Source organism: Ferruginibacter lapsinanis (assembly GCF_020783315.1).
GTDB classification, from domain to species: Bacteria; Bacteroidota; Bacteroidia; order Chitinophagales; family Chitinophagaceae; genus Ferruginibacter; species Ferruginibacter lapsinanis.
Map to the genome: position 1 here is coordinate 480,560 of NZ_CP086063.1, position 15,957 is coordinate 496,516.

Genomic DNA, 15,957 nt, shown 5'->3' on the forward strand with positions numbered 1-15,957 from the left:
TTTTCATTTTTTAATAATTTTTTTTACCTTACACTTATTATGGAAAAAAATGACACACTTAAATTAGACGATCTTGACTTTGCTATTCTGTCTTATTTACAGCAGGATGGGAGGATGTCTTTTACTGTAATTGCAGAAAAATTAAAAGTTTCTATTGGTACTATACGTACCAGGTTTAACAAACTAATTGAAGATGGCACCATTAACATCGTTGGTAGAGTTAACCCCGAAAAGGTTGGTTTTCATGCATATGCACATATTGCCGTATTTGTAAGACCGGCCAGCTTAAATGAAAAAGTTGCCCAAAAAATATTAAAAATGCCTGAGGTTAGCTTTTTGGCAATGACATCTGGAGATTATGACTTAGAAGTGGATGTAATGTGCCGGGATAACGACCACCTGGTTCAATTTATTGATGAACTGGCTAAAATTGATGGTGTACATCAAACAAAAACAACCATGTACTTTAAAGTATTCAAATATGCTCAGCCGGATTTGGATCTGTTAAAATAACTCCTGCCCAAATATTAAAATATAAAATATGAAACCCTGCAATTGCAGGGTTTCATATTTTAACCATGTGTTTGTTATCCGAAATAGTTTATGATACCCTAATAGCAAAATGCTCTACATGTTACTATCTATCAACATTTTATACAAAAAAATCTTACCACTATTTTTCAACCTGTGAAATTGAAAATAAATTTATTGATTGGCACACAATACTGACAGAAAGATTTCGTTCTAAATTGTTATATAGTACACAATAGTTGTATTAATATCCAATATCACGTACCAAAAAACAAAACTATGGAAAACTTAAAACAAGAGGTTTTTACAACCTTTAGAAAACACCCTGTCTTATCAGCAATCAGCCTGATAGGTTCAGTCTACATCTTTACTTTAATTGCCCTGGCAATAGTTGTAACGATATCTCCGGAAAGCCAGATAGGCGCTATGGTAGAAAATCTTTTTTAAAAATAAAATACTGTATAAAATAGCCCTGCAATAGCAGGGCTATTTTATTTTCTTCATTGCATTTCATAAAAGATTGCTCCTGTAAACAAGAACCATACAATTGCTCTAAATTATTCTACAAGTAGTTTTATAACTTCTTTAGTTCCGTTAGGGGACCGCACTTCCAGATGGTACAATCCATTAACTAACGTAGCAGGCAAAGCGATAACTTCTGTACTGTTACCTCCATTATACACTATCTGCTTCTTTTGTATCAGTTGCCCATTTGCATTGATCAGCTTTATTAAATAAGTGCCCCTATCCTTATCATTAAACTGCAGATCATATCTTCCGTTTTGCACAAGATTACACGCTATAGTTATGGAAGGCACATCCTTACCATTGATCACTTTAACTATAGAAGTGTATATTGACTCTCCTGAAATATTCAAACTTTTAATTCTGTAATAATTAACACCAGGTGAAGAAGATGCATCTAACCAAGTATAATTGATTGTTTCGTTGCTAATACCTTTTGCTGTTACGTTGCCTACTGATCTGAAGTTGATACCATCTGAAGATCTTTCAATATTATAACTACTAATACCATTTTCGGCTGTTACAGCCCACGCAATGTTCATACCTCTGCTTTGTTGTGAAACTTCCAGTTTTATGAAAGATACAGGGACTGTATTTGCTGCTTTGAATACTACTCTGAACCTGTCAGTAAATGTTGCCTTATTTGCAGCGTTCACTGAAAAAACTATTGAACTGGTGGTATTCAGATCTATAGGTTTAGTAGTAGACAAATAATTGTCTTCCAGAAACGCAAGCATTCCATTCGAATTCATTGTAATTGGCGTAAACTCCAGTTTATAGTTCATTGTTTTCAAACCTGTTAATCTGAAGAAAATTGAATCTTTATCTGTAATCTCTTTTCTTCTTTCTATTGCCAATATTTTATTTTCTCTAACTAAACCAATACCTTCTCCAAAATTTGTCACTTTTATAGCATCATTCCCATCTACACCATTCGAATAAATATTATTATATGCAACTGTATTCCCATCTGCCAGGTTTGCCATCGTTCCATTGATCGCATAAAGATTTGTCTTAAAATAGGCAGTAGTTGATTGAGGACGGAAACCTAACGAAATAGAATTCCCCACACTATCTGACTTGCATGCCTCTGTTAGTTGCAAACTTCCACTTCCGGTGGCGTGTACAATAAAAGCCATACCTGATTTGATCTTTGTATTTGGTGCATTTGTATAACTTCCTCCGGATGGATTAGGTAACCAGTCTGGTGCACTGAAGGTCACAAACGCTCCTAATCCATATGATCCGTAAATCAATGGATCCCATACATAGTATGTATTGTCTATTCCACCGTTTTTGATTATACCAGTAAAATCAATTTCAGATGCATAGATATTGCCTACTAATGCTGAAGCCCCGGCTGCAAGATTTATTGCTGTTTGTGTTCCCTGATACAATGGTCCTTTAGTACGTAAAGTTGTTGCTTTTGATCCTGTAATAAATGCTGCAGTATCAACTGTTCTGTCTCCTCTTATATACAGCATCCATCCGGATGTTGTTGCCACAGGAGTTGTTGTGGTATTATTTGTTACACCCGGCCATGTTGGAGAACCTCCGGGATTATACCTTAGTAAGGAGTTTCCGTAAGTTTGAGCATCATACCCATCTGCAACAGCTGTAGTTGTATTGGCTGTGATCCTTGTACCGTAACCCGGAGCCGGATCTGCTTCATATGTTGCAGCATTCTCCTGCCAGGAAGCATGTATTGACTGAGCTCCCTGAGTTGGTATAGCAAGCATACGCCAACCCCTGTTTGAATTCTGAGGTATATATCTTTCTACTTCAACCTTACCATCAATAATTCCAGGGGAAATTCCTACTCTTGCCGTTCCATTTGTATCCGATTTCAATGTAAGAAAATCATTGGTTGTAAAAGTAGCTCCACTTCCAACAGTTATTGATCCGGGATCAGCTCCTGCTGTTATAGCTAATACATTCCCCAAACTTATATTCCGGTTTATTACCAGATCGTGTAAAACATGCCCTCCGGCACCTGTAAAATTCAATGTAAATGGCGTCCCGGAAGCTATGACTATATCTGATGCTGATGATCCAATGAATGTAGGTGTAGTTCCACTTACATTTCCGGTAATTGTAAGTTCAGTATTATTCAAATTTATTATCGACCCAGTTCCGAAACCAATATTATTCAATGATACATCATTGCTTAATGTCAATGTCTTTCCTGAATTAATTGATATATCCGCCCCGTTTGAAGGAACAATACCACAATTCCAGTTAACCACATTATTGAAATTGTTATCATTAGCAGCACCTGTCCAAACATATCCGCCACTGCAAGTAATAGTTAATGTTCCATCTGCAAAACTGAATTGATAATTGGATGCAGACAATGTCCCCAATGACGCAGTAATAGGGTATGTGCCTAATGGACTGAACGTTGTAGCTGTTGTGGTTAATTGTGGTGCACCGGTTATGCCACTCGTACCTAAATTCTCTCCATTCACAAAATTGTTGTAAGATGCAGTAAATGTGGGGTTGGCGGCTCCATAAGTTTTGCTCTTATCATCTGCAGTCACAATAACCGTTGCTTTACTAACTGTATAGACAAGTATCGCATTACCTGTTCCACTTGCATTTGTTGCAGATATCGTGATGTTATATACACCAGCTCCTGTAGTTGCATTTACAGTGATCAACCCCGAGGATATGTTTACTGACATTCCAGTTGGCAAACTTGTGGCATTATAACCTGTTGGGATATTCGTTGCCGTTATCTGGTAGGAAGATGCGGTACCGTAAGTATTCCCTGCAATGAGTGTGCTGTTGATAACGGGAGGAGGAGTGGGCACTACCTCTCCACTGACGATCACTGCTCCTGGGGCATAGCCTGAAAAATTGACCTTGTTCAATTGTGTTGATAGTAATCCTCCCGATCCAACAAAAACTCTACCTCCGGTACCGGAAGAGCCTCCAGTACCTATCCATCCGGTTATTGCCAGCGTTGTACCTGCCCATGTAACGGCACTACTGTTAGAGAAAGTAACAGAATGGACATTATTGCCTAAATCGATGGTTGAGGAAGCATCCAGTTTTAAAGTAGATGAACTAGTAAACGTTCTGCCTGAAGTAATATTTACCGTAGACAATTTCCCTCCGTTTAAGATTATCTGTGAAGCAAATGTTGCATTCGCAGAAGGATTCAATCTTATTTCACCAGCATTAATGGTTGTTGTACCTGTGTAGTTATTATTAGATGCCGAAAACATCATACTACTACCAGAACCAGATTTTATTATGCCCCCCAAACCACTGATAGGTCCACTTATTATAAGATCATTTGTTGTACCTGCATTATCTGCAATTGTAAACGTTCTGTCTGATCCACCTAGTGCAAGAAAAGATGCGATACTTGCTCCTGTAGTTCCTGTAGCGATATCATTTATGGTCACGTTTCCCCCGAGAGTTAATGTTCCCGAACCTGTTATTGAAGCCCCTGATATAGCTCCACTTTCCATTACCAGACTTGTTGGTGAACCAAGATTAAATGATGCCAATGCAAGTGTTGATCCAGCCCTGATCGTTAGGATGCCATTAACGGTTAGACTACTAGTAAGAGTGGCTCCATTTACATCATTTAGTTCAAGATTAGTAAAACTGCCTGCACCTGATAATGTGTGTGAAGCACTGCCTCCATTGAGATACATTTTTCCTGAACCGGTATGTGCAACATTATTTGAAATAGCCCCTTTAACAGTAAGTGTAAATCCACCGTCGGCTAATCCGCCTCCACTGGTGGTAAGGTCTTTATTAACCGTGGTAATGTTTCCAAGCGTCTTGGTTCCTGCCCCGGAAGTTGTAAGAAAAGCATAGTCAGTTCTGGCTGTTATTGCCTGAGGACTGGCCGAGGTATATTCTACAGTCGAATTGGTACCGAGTGTTATGCCTGGCGAATTGGTTGAACTGATTGCAGTACCTGCTGCACCTGAAAACCCCGCTGTATTTGCAGTTTTAAAGATGCCGTTAATAGTAATCGCCCCGCTTGCACCTCCCCAGACTATCGAGGTTGTTCCAGCATTCATTGTAGAACCGACCGATACAGTAATAGCATCAGAAGCTCCTCTTGCAATAGCCAGATTATTTGTTGTCAATAAACTTCCACTGTTTTCATCACCGACATAAATATCTCTGGTAACATTTGTTGCAGATACTGCCGCCCCTAAAGTCACACCTGTTGTGGCATTCGTATTATTTATCTTAAGGTCATTATAAATCACTGAACTAACCCCAATAGGAATAGTGATGGCTGATGATCCATCAAAATTAACTATACTGGTAGTGCCTGGAGTTAAAGTCCCAATAGAAAGGCTTGGAAAAGTTATATTGCCACCAATTTTCATTGTGCCTGCACCCCCGCTCATATCTACTATTGCACTTGCCGCCGTTGTGCCTGCAACAGAAAGACTATACCGGAGGTCTCCGGTAATATCTAATAAACCCGTAGTGATCACAATTTTAGCAACACGATTAGACTGATTCCCTGTTGAAGAAGATGCCAGCAAAACATTTCCTCCAATTGTTGCCGTGCCGCCGTTAATATTCCATACAATTGTTGCTCCCGCAGATGGAGCTGTTAGAGTTACATCATTTGTAACATTTAACGCATTGGTTCCGCTAAGTGTAAGTGTATTCGCAGTATTATCCCTTACCCACATAACAGAATTTACTGTAGCACTAGAAACATTAAGGGTTACTGTAACCGCAGCCAATGCAGCATTACCAATTTGTACATCATCGGAAGCCGTTGGTACTGTCTCTACACCATAAGCAAGAGTAGTTGCGGCAGTGATTGAATTAGCGACTAAAATTAAATGTGTATTATCTGTTATCGTAGCAACTGTTCCTAACAAACCCCCGGCATCAAGCGCTAAAACATCGCCAATTGTAACTTGTGTTGTAAATGATGTACCGGATCCCGTTATGTTCTTACTATTAGTTGCAGCAGTAACAGTTCCTGTGAGAGCTTTAACCCATGTAGCTGCCGTATTCCAGTTAGCTGCCCCCGTAACTCGTGTTTTTATTGTTTGCCCATGAAGAGTTGCAGTTGCACAAATCAGAAATAATAATTTGAAGGCGACTTTATAAAATTTATGTAAAAAAATTTCTTGATAGCAGTTCGTTAGGCAAGTACTAGCTATTTCAATTAAGGCAAACTTCTTCATAATATTTTATTTTAAGATCATAAAATACTACAGGTCCTAAACTTGTAGATAAAGACTCAAAGAAGATAGAATCGTTAACAACAAATAAACTTAGTTCATAAGTTCATATACCAATAACTCTAGTAATAATGTGTTTTAGACGGAAGTGGAGTTAGATTGTCCACAGGAATTTCGGACAAATTTCAAGCAATAATAATATATGAATACAAGTATAGCATTCAGCACGGAATGTTTTCTTACATAAAGGAAATACAATTTTTATAAAAATGCAAGCATTTTTTAATTGTTTTATCAATGAACAGAAATGACTAATACTAAGCCGGGGTGATATACATAGCTGTATAATTAATGTTATTCGTATAGATTTTGACGTATAAAGACAATAAAAAAGCCTCTCTGAAATTAATCAAAGAGGCTCTTGTCGGGATGGCAAGATTCGAACTTGCGACCTCCTGGTCCCAAACCAGGCGCGATAACCGGGCTACGCTACATCCCGAACTGTAAACACTTATTTGTTGAGGTTTATTGGGAACACCAAAACAATGTAATAAACTATAAGAACTTAGTGCGGAGAGGGTGGGATTCGAACCCACGGTACAGTGTTACCCGTACGACGATTTAGCAAACCGTTCCTTTCGGCCACTCAGGCACCTCTCCTAACCTGCCCCTTGCTTAACTAAGGGGTTGCAAAAATACTAATCGGAAATGTAATACCCAAAACTAAATGCAAAATATGTGTAAATAATTTTAAGGTCTGCCGAAAGCCTTGCTGATTAAGGAACAGATGTACAAGTGTGCGACGCCTGTGAAGCTTAATAGTAGTACAAAAGCTTGGTTCAAAAAAAATCCATCCTGCCGGTGGCAGGATGGATCAATTATTTTTAAAGAAGGCCTACATGGCTGCTAACTGCACTTTTTGCTGCAACTCAACCACACTTTCTTTGAATAGTGTATCTGTATCCATCAGATCCTTTACTGTTTGACAACTATGTATTACAGTAGTATGATCCCGTCCGCCGAAATGCTCTCCTATTGTTTTAAGCGAATTTTTTGTAAATGATTTGGCTAGGAACATGGTGATCTGACGAGCCTGCACAATTTCACGCTTACGTGTTTTTTGTAACAGCTTGTCATAAGGCACATCAAAGTAATCGCATACCATTTTTTGAATGGCATCGATGGTAATTTCTTTACTGGAAGATTTTACAAAATTGCGTAATACTTTTTTTGCCAATTCGAGATCAATTTCTCTTTTATTCAGCGAAGATTGTGCCAATAATGATATTAATGCTCCTTCTAATTCTCTTACGTTACTGTTAATATTGTAAGCAATATACTTAACTACTTCTTTTGGCATTTCCAATCCGTCACTCTTCATTTTTCTATCCAAAATATCAATTTTGGTTTCATAATCCGGAGCCTGCAGATCAGCACTTAACCCCCAACGGAAACGACTTAACAACCTTTCCTGTACACCTTCCAGATCTTTTGGTGGTTTATCACTGGTAAGTATCAATTGTTTTCCGCTTTGGTGTAAATGATTGAATATTGAGAAGAAAGCATCTTGTGATTTTTCTGCTCTGTTAAAAAATTGCACATCATCAATGATCAATACATCTATCATTTGATAAAAATGAATAAAATCGTTGATAGCGCCATTACGTCCGTGATCGATAAACTGATTGATGAATTTTTCTGAACTTACATATAATACAACCTTATTATTATGCAGGCGTTTTACCTCATTCCCGATTGCCTGTGCCAGATGGGTTTTTCCAAGCCCCACACCGCCATAAATCACCAATGGATTAAAGGAAGTACCTCCCGGTTTTTCTGCTACCGTTTTGCCGGCTCTACGAGCTACACGGTTACAGTCACCTTCGATAAAACTATCAAAAGTATATGCATGATTCAACTGAGGGTCGATCTGCATTTTTTTAAGACCCGGTATTACAAACGGGTTCTTAACTGGGTTATTAATTACTAACGGGAAATCCATTTCGTTATTTGAATATGATTTATATCCCTGTTGTCCGGGAACATCCATTGTTAATGGTTTATTTTTACTGTTACCGCTATCTACCATGATACGATATTCCAGTCTTGCCTCTTTTCCTAACTCTCTTTTTAATGTTTTAGCCAATAAACTAATATAGTGTTCTTCCAGGTATTCAAAAAAGAATTGACTGGGAACCTGAATCGTTAAAACTTTATCTTTTAATGCTACCGGTTTAATCGGTTCGAACCAAGTTTTAAAATGTTGCCACTCTACTATGTCTTTGATTATATCCAAACAGTTAGCCCATACCTTATCAAAAACTTTATCCATTATTCCTTAAGCAGTTTATATATTGAGTAAAATTATTCCGAATAATTGCCAACAAATTATCAGCAGGACAGCGAATATCAAGATAAATTGTTGAAAAAAAAATTTTTTATTCTCTTGTTTTTTTACTTACCACCACAGTATGGGATTTTTGTAAATTTTTCTTTTTGAATTTTGAAAATTCAAAATCCAGCCTTCCTAATACAATGCCCGCCCAGCCTACCTGATTCACTAAAACGTCACTTCCGTTTTTATTTGTGTACGTTACAGGAGCATCTAAGAAAGTATGTGTGTGTCCTCCAATGATTAAATCAATATTCGCCGTTTCTTTGGCAAAAACTATGTCACTTATTTTATTATCAGAATACTTATACCCAAGATGACTTAAACATATTACCATATCGCAGCCTTTTTCTCTCTTCAACATATCTGCAATCCGATTTGCATTTTCGATCGGGTCTAAATATTTAGTGTTGCCATATAATGCATCGGGAACTAATCCTTTCATTTCAATTCCCACTCCGGTGACCCCAATTTTAAGTTTCCCTTTTTTGAATATTTTATATGGTTGCGATTTAAACTCCATCGGCGTGTTAGTGAAATCATAATTACATAGTACGATTGGGAAATTTGCATGATGTAATTGTGTGGCAAAATCTTCCATTCCGGCATCAAAATCATGATTACCCATTGTGGCTGCATCATACCCCATTAAAGCCATTGCTTTTATCTCCGGCTCTCCCTTATAGAGGTTAAAATAGGGTGTTCCCTGGAAAATATCACCGGCATCGAGCAGTAAAACATGCTCTTCTTCGCTACGTATTTGCTTAATGATCTCTGCTCTTGCTTCTACCCCACCCAGCCCCTGATTCTTACCTCCATCCATAGGAAAGGGCTCTAAACGGCTATGTACGTCATTTGTATGGAGTATGGTAAGCTTTCTGACTTCGCTCAATTCTTCTGCCAATACCGACCTGCTGCCTAATAAAGCACCGGTTGCTAATAAAGATTGGGTAATAAATTTTCTTCTACTCTGCATTGGATACCCTGTTTTCTAGTTTAGAAATAATTTGTTTTCCCTGGCTGTTTAATCTGGCGAAATACTCCATAACAGCGTCTCTGTACAAGTAACCATTATTCATTTGGGGAATAGTTTTCAACATTTCGCAATCATCTCCGCCATTGGCAATATAATCTACTAATGCAATCGTATAAGTAGTGGACTCATTCAATGCCACCCCACCTATTTTAATATTGATCGCTTTTTTATCTTTTATCTGGTAGCTCATTCCTGCACATGGCCAACCTCCTCTGGATGCCGCATTATCCAACACTTGCTGTAAAACCGCCCCTGTTAACTGTTGCAGCACCAGGATATTATCAAAAGGCGCTATTTCATATACTTTACCCCTGGTTATATTGCCTTGTGACACGATTGGTAATCTAATTGCTCCATAATTAAGAAATGCTGCATCAACCGGCATTTGATATTTTTCTTTTGCCATTTGAAGCATTGCATCTGTTAACACATTGTTTAATGTTCCTTCGGGAGATTTTTTTTCCAGTGTCATTCCTGCAACTGCGATCAGATCATTCATCTTAGCATTGACATTATCAGAATATGGCTTTAGTAAAGTTGATAATTCATTAGAAGGCTTTGCCTCCTGTTTGATTCGGTAATCTTTGTATTGAACTGTCTGTGCCTGGTAAACAGGATCGCAGGCTGTAAACAGAGCGGCTATCGCAAAAAGATAAAAACTATAGAATATTGTACGCATGAAAATGAACTTAAATGAGTAAGGGAAGGTAGGCATATTTTAAAGAAACTAATATAAAAAAGAGATAAAATTTTTAGAATAAATAAGTTTACTTTTGACGACATAAATAACAACAATGAGCTACGAATTAACAGGCAAACTAGTTGCCAAATTTGATACGGTACAACGTAAAGAAACTTTTAAAACAAGAGAGTTTGTGGTTGAAAAAACAGATGAGATCGGAGGAAGAACCATCAGCAATTTTATCAAGTTTCAATCTGTGCAGGATAAAACCACCATTATTGACAAAGTGAATGTTGGTGACGATATAAAAGTTCATTTTAACATTAAAGGAACCAAATGGGAAAAAGATGGTAAGATAAACTACATTACCAATTTAGATGCATGGAGAATAGAACAGATCTTGCAAGGTGGTGCAGCATCTCCAAAAGAAACAGCTATCGACAACGATTACCTGGAACCATTGGATACATTCACTGCATCTTCACCTGATGCGATAGATGACCTGCCATTTTAAGACGCCACTCCTCCACGACGGAGAAATTTGGAGTTTAACTATTTGTAAGCAACAATAAAATTTCCGGGATAATTATCCGGCATTGAATATGCAACAAAAAATCTCTTTAAAAACACTTCCTTCAGAAGCTGCAGACGATTCTATAATAAAACGACTGATCGCAAACAGCTGCAGTAAAAAAGTATCTTCCGTTTCAGGATATACCATTACAAAAAGATCTATTGATGCCAGGGCAAAGACCATCTGGGTAAATCTTACTGTAAATGCTTTTATTGATGAACCTTATCATCACAGAGAAATTCAAACTTTTACTTTTAATGACATACGTAACGCACCAAAAAGAGTCATTATCATCGGTGCCGGACCAGCCGGGCTATTTGCTGCATTGCAATTGATAGAAACAGGCATTAAACCCATTATTTTAGAAAGAGGAAAAGATGTAAGAGCACGACGCAGAGATCTAGCTGCTTTGAATAAAGAAGGAATTGTTAATCCTGAGAGTAATTATTGTTTTGGTGAAGGTGGTGCCGGAACATACAGTGATGGTAAACTATACACTCGTAGTAATAAAAGAGGAGATATTGACAGAATATTGAATCTGTTTGTACATTTCGGCGCTGAGGAAAAAATTTTATACGAAGCTCATCCACATATCGGTACCAATAAATTACCGCACATCATAACTGAAATGCGTAAACGAATTTTAGACTGTGGCGGCGAGTTTTTATTTGAAAAAAAAGTAGTTGATTTCGAAATAACCAACGAAAAAATAAAAGCAGTAAAAACAGCGGATGGGAATACTTTTACAGCAGATGCTTTTATTCTTGCTACAGGGCACTCCGCAAGAGATATTTTTGAGTTGCTGCACACCAAGAATATTTTAATTGAAGCAAAACCTTTTGCATTAGGAGTAAGAGTAGAACATCCGCAACAATTAATTGACAGTGTTCAATATCATTGTGATGCAAGAGGAGAATTTTTACCTCCTGCATCTTACAGTCTGGTGCAACAAGTTAATAACAGAGGTGTGTTTTCTTTTTGTATGTGCCCCGGCGGTATCATTGCTCCAGCAGCAACAACTTCGGGTGAATTGGTGGTAAATGGATGGAGCCCATCTAAAAGAAATAACCCATATGCAAATAGCGGAATGGTAGTACAGATAGAGTTGAGTGATGTGATCAAGAATGAAAAAATGAAAGGGGATGCTTTAGCTATGATGCGCTTTCAGCAGATGGTAGAACAAAAAAGTTTTAATGCCGGCGGAGGAAAGTTTGTAGCACCTGCACAACGTATGGTCGATTTTTCTAACAAAAAAATATCTGCAGACTTACCTGATTGTTCTTATCAACCGGGACTCAATTCTGTACAATTAAATGAAGTATTACCTGATTTTGTTTACAGTGCTTTAGCAAAGGGGTTTGTTGAATTTGGTAAAAAGATGAAGGGTTATTTTACCAATGATGCAGTTGTGGTAGCAACTGAAAGTCGCACCTCTTCGCCTGTCCGTATTCCGAGAGATGCAGGAAATTTACACCACCCTCAAATAAAAAATTTATACCCTTGTGCAGAAGGTGCAGGGTATGCAGGAGGTATTGTAAGTGCTGCAATGGATGGAGAAAGAGTGGCGAAGCAAATTGCCGGCTTGCTGATGTGCTGATTTGGAGATATAATTACCGCTTATATAATCTATCATTTTTGCTTTAGGCTAAACAATATTTTTGCTTAACTTTTTTCTTATGAACTTATTAGAATTACACGATCTCAGAAAGTATTTTGCAACACAAAAAGCTGTTGATGATATCAGCTTCAATATTGAGCAAGGAAATATTTTTGGTCTACTTGGCCCAAATGGTGCCGGCAAAACAACATTGCTGCGAATGATCACAGGCATATTCTATCCCGATAGCGGTGAGATCATTTTCAACGGAAAAAAATTTGACCCCAGTAATGATGCTGCACTGATTGGCTATATGCCCGAGGAAAGAGGTTTATATAAAAAAATGAAAATTGGTGAGCAGGCATTGTACCTGGCCAGGTTAAAAGGTTTAAGCAAAGCCGATGCCATGCAAAAACTCAAAATATGGTTTGAAAAATTTGAGATGCAAAGCTGGTGGAATAAAAAAGTAGAAGACCTTAGCAAAGGGATGAGTCAGAAATTGCAATTTGTAACAACTGTATTGCATGAACCAAAATTGATCATACTGGATGAACCCTTCAGTGGCTTAGACCCTGTCAATGCTAACCTGATAAAGGATGAAATATTTAATCTTGCAAAAAATGGCTGCACCGTAATTTTCAGTACACATCGAATGGAGCAGGTAGAAGAGATTTGTAACCATATTGTATTAGTGAATAAAGGACACAAAATTTTAGATGGCACAGTGTCCGACGTAAAAGATCAATTCAAAGAAAATATTTACCAGATCAACGCCACCACTTCCGCAGAACATTTATTTACATCCTTGTTTGAAGTAGTAAAACATCAACCCGATCAATTATTAATAAAGTTGCAACCCGATGTTTCAACAAATGATGTTTTAAAACACTTTATCAGTCAACATATCAATATTCATTCATTTCACGAAGTATTGCCTTCTTTAAATGACATCTTCATCAAGTTGGTAGAAGGGTCGCCTGAAGCAAGGCAATTCATTTAATTACGATTTTTGATTTACGATTTACGAATGTGTTATTATTGTTGATCTGTTTTTTTTCGCTTAGGATTTTTTTAAATATATACAATTAATATTATGAGCAAAACCTGGCTAATCATACAAAGAGAATATATTACACGGGTAAGAAATAAAACATTTTTGTTATCAACCTTCCTGTTGCCATTGGTGATCGTATTATTTATCGCCGGAACAATTTTTATTTCTGCAAAAGGCTCTTCTGGGAAATGCCTGGTAGCATTCAATGATGAGACAGGAGTGTTTAAAAACAAATTGAAAAACAAAGCTGACCAATCGGTTACTTTTATTTACACCTCAGATACAGCTTTTGATGCTTTGTTGAACAAAGAATATGATGCTTACATACATGTAAAAGATCTGCAAAAAAAATCTCCAGGCACAATCTCCATTGAAGTAAAAAAACAGATCAGTACAGAAGCAGAAGACTATATCAGAAACCAGATGAACCTGGTTTTAGAAAATAAAATGCTGCAGGAAAATTTCCAATTACCACTTACAGCATTAGACTCTATGCGTAACAGCGCAAAAAACATTGACCTGATACAATCAAAGGATGAAGGGAAAGGCAAACAACAAATATATTCAGGACTAACATCAGCTATCGGCTTCTTTTGTGGTATATTAATTTACATTACGATGCTGATATATGGCACTCAGGTGATGCGTGGGGTGATGGAAGAAAAAACAAATCGTATTGCAGAAGTTATAGTAAGTTCTGTAAAACCATTTCAGTTAATGATGGGTAAAATAATTGGCATTGGTGCCGTAGGACTAACACAGTTCTTACTTTGGGTCATTTTAGTTGCAGGTATTTTTTCTGTTGCGCAGATATTTATACCACACGATATCATGCTGCAGGTACAACAACTGCAAAGCAATCCCGGAATACAGAGTAATAGTGCTATGCAGATCAGCGAAGCTGCAAAGAATATTGCTGAAGCAAAAGATGCTTTGAATTCTATTAACTGGCCGCTGATACTAGGATGTTTTCTGTTTTTCTTTTTAGGAGGTTATCTATTTTATTCATCGTTATTTGCGGCAGTAGGTAGTGTTATCAATGAAGATCCGCAAGAAGCCCAGTCATTAATATTACCCATCACCATGCCGATCATTTTTGGATTTATTATTATGACGCAGGCTGCTCAAAACCCCAATACCTCACTGGCATTTTGGGGAAGTATGATACCATTCACTTCGCCTATTGTAATGATGGGCCGCATACCGGCCCCCGGCGCAGTTCCCTGGTGGGAGCTAGGTTTATCGATGTTGCTGTTGGTGTCGGGTTTTTTAATAACTACCTGGCTGGCAGCCAAGATATATCACACCGGCATATTGATGTACGGCAAAAAAGGTTCGTGGAAAGAAATGTTTAAATGGGCTTTCAGAAGATCTTAGTTAAGCAGCAGTGCCAAAAACAGAACGATGTATCTCTGCCTTTACATATTTATACAACAACCCACTAACAGAAAAAACAGCAGCTAATATTGCACCTAATATAAAACCAAGGATGGCCCAAACAATTTCTGATTTTTTATCAACTGCGAAAGGGGGATCAGGCTTATCCAAAGTTGCAATAATCGGAGTAACTTTTTGTAACCGCCAAAGCGCCTCATCCCTGTTGCTGATAGCAGCATTTCTTTGTGCTTTGATTCTTTCTTTATCTTCTGTCAGATTTTCTTTTGGTAATGAATATTCCAATCTATCAGGGGTAAAAAATGTAGAGTTCTGCATTCCTATGGCTCTTTTATCATAAATACCTACAACGCCATTTAAAGAATCTATTTTTTTTACAATAAAATCATAATCTGCAGAAGCTTTTTGTATTCTCAGGTTGATATAAAACTGAGATATTTTAGAAATAAGTACTTCGGTAACCGGTTTCACCAGACTTTCATCTGTGCTGGTAAAATTTAATTCAAGTACACCGTTCTTATTAATTTTTGCGTCGATCGCATTTTTCAACATACTTCCTCCTACAGTTGCCAACGATACACTATCTGTAGGGACATTAGATTTTGAACTAAACAAACCACTCTGTTTATTTTTCTCATTGATCAATAACTCTGCAATAGTTCTATTATCTCTATTTGGCAACCTTGTTGAAGCTACAGCTTCTCTAACGTTTCGGCTTAATGCCAATTCAATAATATTGATCGAGGCATCACTACTGAAACTTTGTGCTGAACCATTCATTCCTAAAAGACTGCTAAGACCACCTCCCGAAAGAGCCGATTCGGTTGGATTAGTCAGTGGAAATACAGATGCCTTTGAGGTGTATGATGGCTTTGAGGTATAGGCATAAAAGAAAAGCAAAACAGCAAAAATACCTGCAGTTAGTAAAATCAGCATTTTAGACTTGCCGAGTCTGATAAATAAAGCTCTTGTTAGTTCTGCTGTATCCACG

11 protein-coding genes and 2 tRNA genes are annotated in these 15,957 nt (G+C 37.6%); 6 read left to right on the forward strand and 7 right to left on the reverse strand.

Annotated elements, in window-relative coordinates:
- The first annotated feature begins 39 nt into the window (after positions 1-39).
- Together LK994_RS02040 and LK994_RS02045 are read left to right on the forward strand one after the other, a co-directional pair.
- Positions 40-513 (forward strand): Lrp/AsnC family transcriptional regulator, encoded by a 474-nt coding sequence (locus LK994_RS02040; protein ID WP_229761217.1) that lies wholly within the window; start codon positions 40-42, stop codon positions 511-513.
- Between the two features lie 297 nt (positions 514-810).
- A complete protein-coding gene (locus LK994_RS02045) occupies positions 811-978 on the forward strand; it encodes a hypothetical protein (protein WP_229761218.1) in 168 nt (55 codons plus the stop codon).
- A 110-nt stretch (positions 979-1,088) separates the two neighbouring features.
- On the opposite strand, the gene LK994_RS02050 is transcribed toward LK994_RS02045, so the two are convergent.
- The 6 genes from LK994_RS02050 to LK994_RS02075 all read right to left on the reverse strand — a co-directional run bounded on the left by LK994_RS02050 (position 1,089) and on the right by LK994_RS02075 (position 10,343).
- On the reverse strand, positions 1,089-6,239 hold the full coding sequence (locus LK994_RS02050) for a beta strand repeat-containing protein (protein ID WP_229761219.1): 5,151 nt from the start codon (positions 6,237-6,239) through the stop codon (positions 1,089-1,091).
- A 421-nt stretch (positions 6,240-6,660) separates the two neighbouring features.
- Positions 6,661-6,735: transfer RNA gene (locus LK994_RS02055), tRNA-Pro, on the reverse strand.
- A 72-nt stretch (positions 6,736-6,807) separates the two neighbouring features.
- Positions 6,808-6,896 (reverse strand) — tRNA-Ser (locus LK994_RS02060).
- A gap of 235 nt (positions 6,897-7,131) precedes the next feature.
- Positions 7,132-8,568, reverse strand: a complete 1,437-nt coding sequence (gene dnaA / locus LK994_RS02065; protein WP_229761220.1) for a chromosomal replication initiator protein DnaA — start codon at positions 8,566-8,568, stop codon at positions 7,132-7,134.
- A gap of 106 nt (positions 8,569-8,674) precedes the next feature.
- Positions 8,675-9,604, reverse strand: coding sequence for a bifunctional metallophosphatase/5'-nucleotidase (locus LK994_RS02070; RefSeq protein ID WP_229761221.1), 930 nt, complete (start codon positions 9,602-9,604; stop codon positions 8,675-8,677).
- A complete protein-coding gene (locus LK994_RS02075) occupies positions 9,594-10,343 on the reverse strand; it encodes a 5'-nucleotidase C-terminal domain-containing protein (RefSeq protein WP_229761222.1) in 750 nt (249 codons plus the stop codon). The genes LK994_RS02070 and LK994_RS02075 overlap by 11 nt, the downstream gene beginning before the upstream one ends.
- Before the next feature lie 115 nt (positions 10,344-10,458).
- Here LK994_RS02075 and LK994_RS02080 point away from each other — a divergent pair, with 115 nt between their 5' ends.
- The 4 genes from LK994_RS02080 (at position 10,459) to LK994_RS02095 (ending at position 14,948) form a co-directional block, all read left to right on the forward strand.
- Positions 10,459-10,860, forward strand: coding sequence for a DUF3127 domain-containing protein (locus LK994_RS02080; RefSeq protein ID WP_229761223.1), 402 nt, complete (start codon positions 10,459-10,461; stop codon positions 10,858-10,860).
- Between the two features lie 88 nt (positions 10,861-10,948).
- Positions 10,949-12,517, forward strand: a complete 1,569-nt coding sequence (locus LK994_RS02085) for an NAD(P)/FAD-dependent oxidoreductase (protein WP_229761224.1) — start codon at positions 10,949-10,951, stop codon at positions 12,515-12,517.
- A gap of 79 nt (positions 12,518-12,596) precedes the next feature.
- On the forward strand, positions 12,597-13,517 hold the full coding sequence (locus LK994_RS02090; protein WP_229761225.1) for an ABC transporter ATP-binding protein: 921 nt from the start codon (positions 12,597-12,599) through the stop codon (positions 13,515-13,517).
- A gap of 93 nt (positions 13,518-13,610) precedes the next feature.
- Entirely contained in the window at positions 13,611-14,948 is a 1,338-nt protein-coding gene (locus LK994_RS02095) for an ABC transporter permease (protein WP_229761226.1), read from the forward strand.
- Here the strand turns inward: LK994_RS02095 and LK994_RS02100 are convergent, their stop codons facing one another.
- Positions 14,949-15,956, reverse strand: coding sequence for a Wzz/FepE/Etk N-terminal domain-containing protein (locus LK994_RS02100; RefSeq protein WP_229761227.1), 1,008 nt, complete (start codon positions 15,954-15,956; stop codon positions 14,949-14,951). It lies immediately after the preceding gene.
- Position 15,957: the final 1 nt, after the last annotated feature.

Excerpts from the sequence above, each read along its gene's own strand:
- LK994_RS02040 (WP_229761217.1), top strand. The coding sequence starts at position 40 with ATGGAAAAAAATGACACACTTAAATTAGACGATCTTGACTTTGCTATT.
- LK994_RS02045 (WP_229761218.1), top strand. The coding sequence starts at position 811 with ATGGAAAACTTAAAACAAGAGGTTTTTACAACCTTTAGAAAACACCCT.
- LK994_RS02050 (WP_229761219.1), bottom strand. The coding sequence starts at position 6,239 with ATGAAGAAGTTTGCCTTAATTGAAATAGCTAGTACTTGCCTAACGAAC.
- dnaA (WP_229761220.1), bottom strand. The coding sequence starts at position 8,568 with ATGGATAAAGTTTTTGATAAGGTATGGGCTAACTGTTTGGATATAATC.
- LK994_RS02070 (WP_229761221.1), bottom strand. The coding sequence starts at position 9,604 with ATGCAGAGTAGAAGAAAATTTATTACCCAATCTTTATTAGCAACCGGT.
- LK994_RS02075 (WP_229761222.1), bottom strand. The coding sequence starts at position 10,343 with ATGCGTACAATATTCTATAGTTTTTATCTTTTTGCGATAGCCGCTCTG.
- LK994_RS02080 (WP_229761223.1), top strand. The coding sequence starts at position 10,459 with ATGAGCTACGAATTAACAGGCAAACTAGTTGCCAAATTTGATACGGTA.
- LK994_RS02085 (WP_229761224.1), top strand. The coding sequence starts at position 10,949 with ATGCAACAAAAAATCTCTTTAAAAACACTTCCTTCAGAAGCTGCAGAC.
- LK994_RS02090 (WP_229761225.1), top strand. The coding sequence starts at position 12,597 with ATGAACTTATTAGAATTACACGATCTCAGAAAGTATTTTGCAACACAA.
- LK994_RS02095 (WP_229761226.1), top strand. The coding sequence starts at position 13,611 with ATGAGCAAAACCTGGCTAATCATACAAAGAGAATATATTACACGGGTA.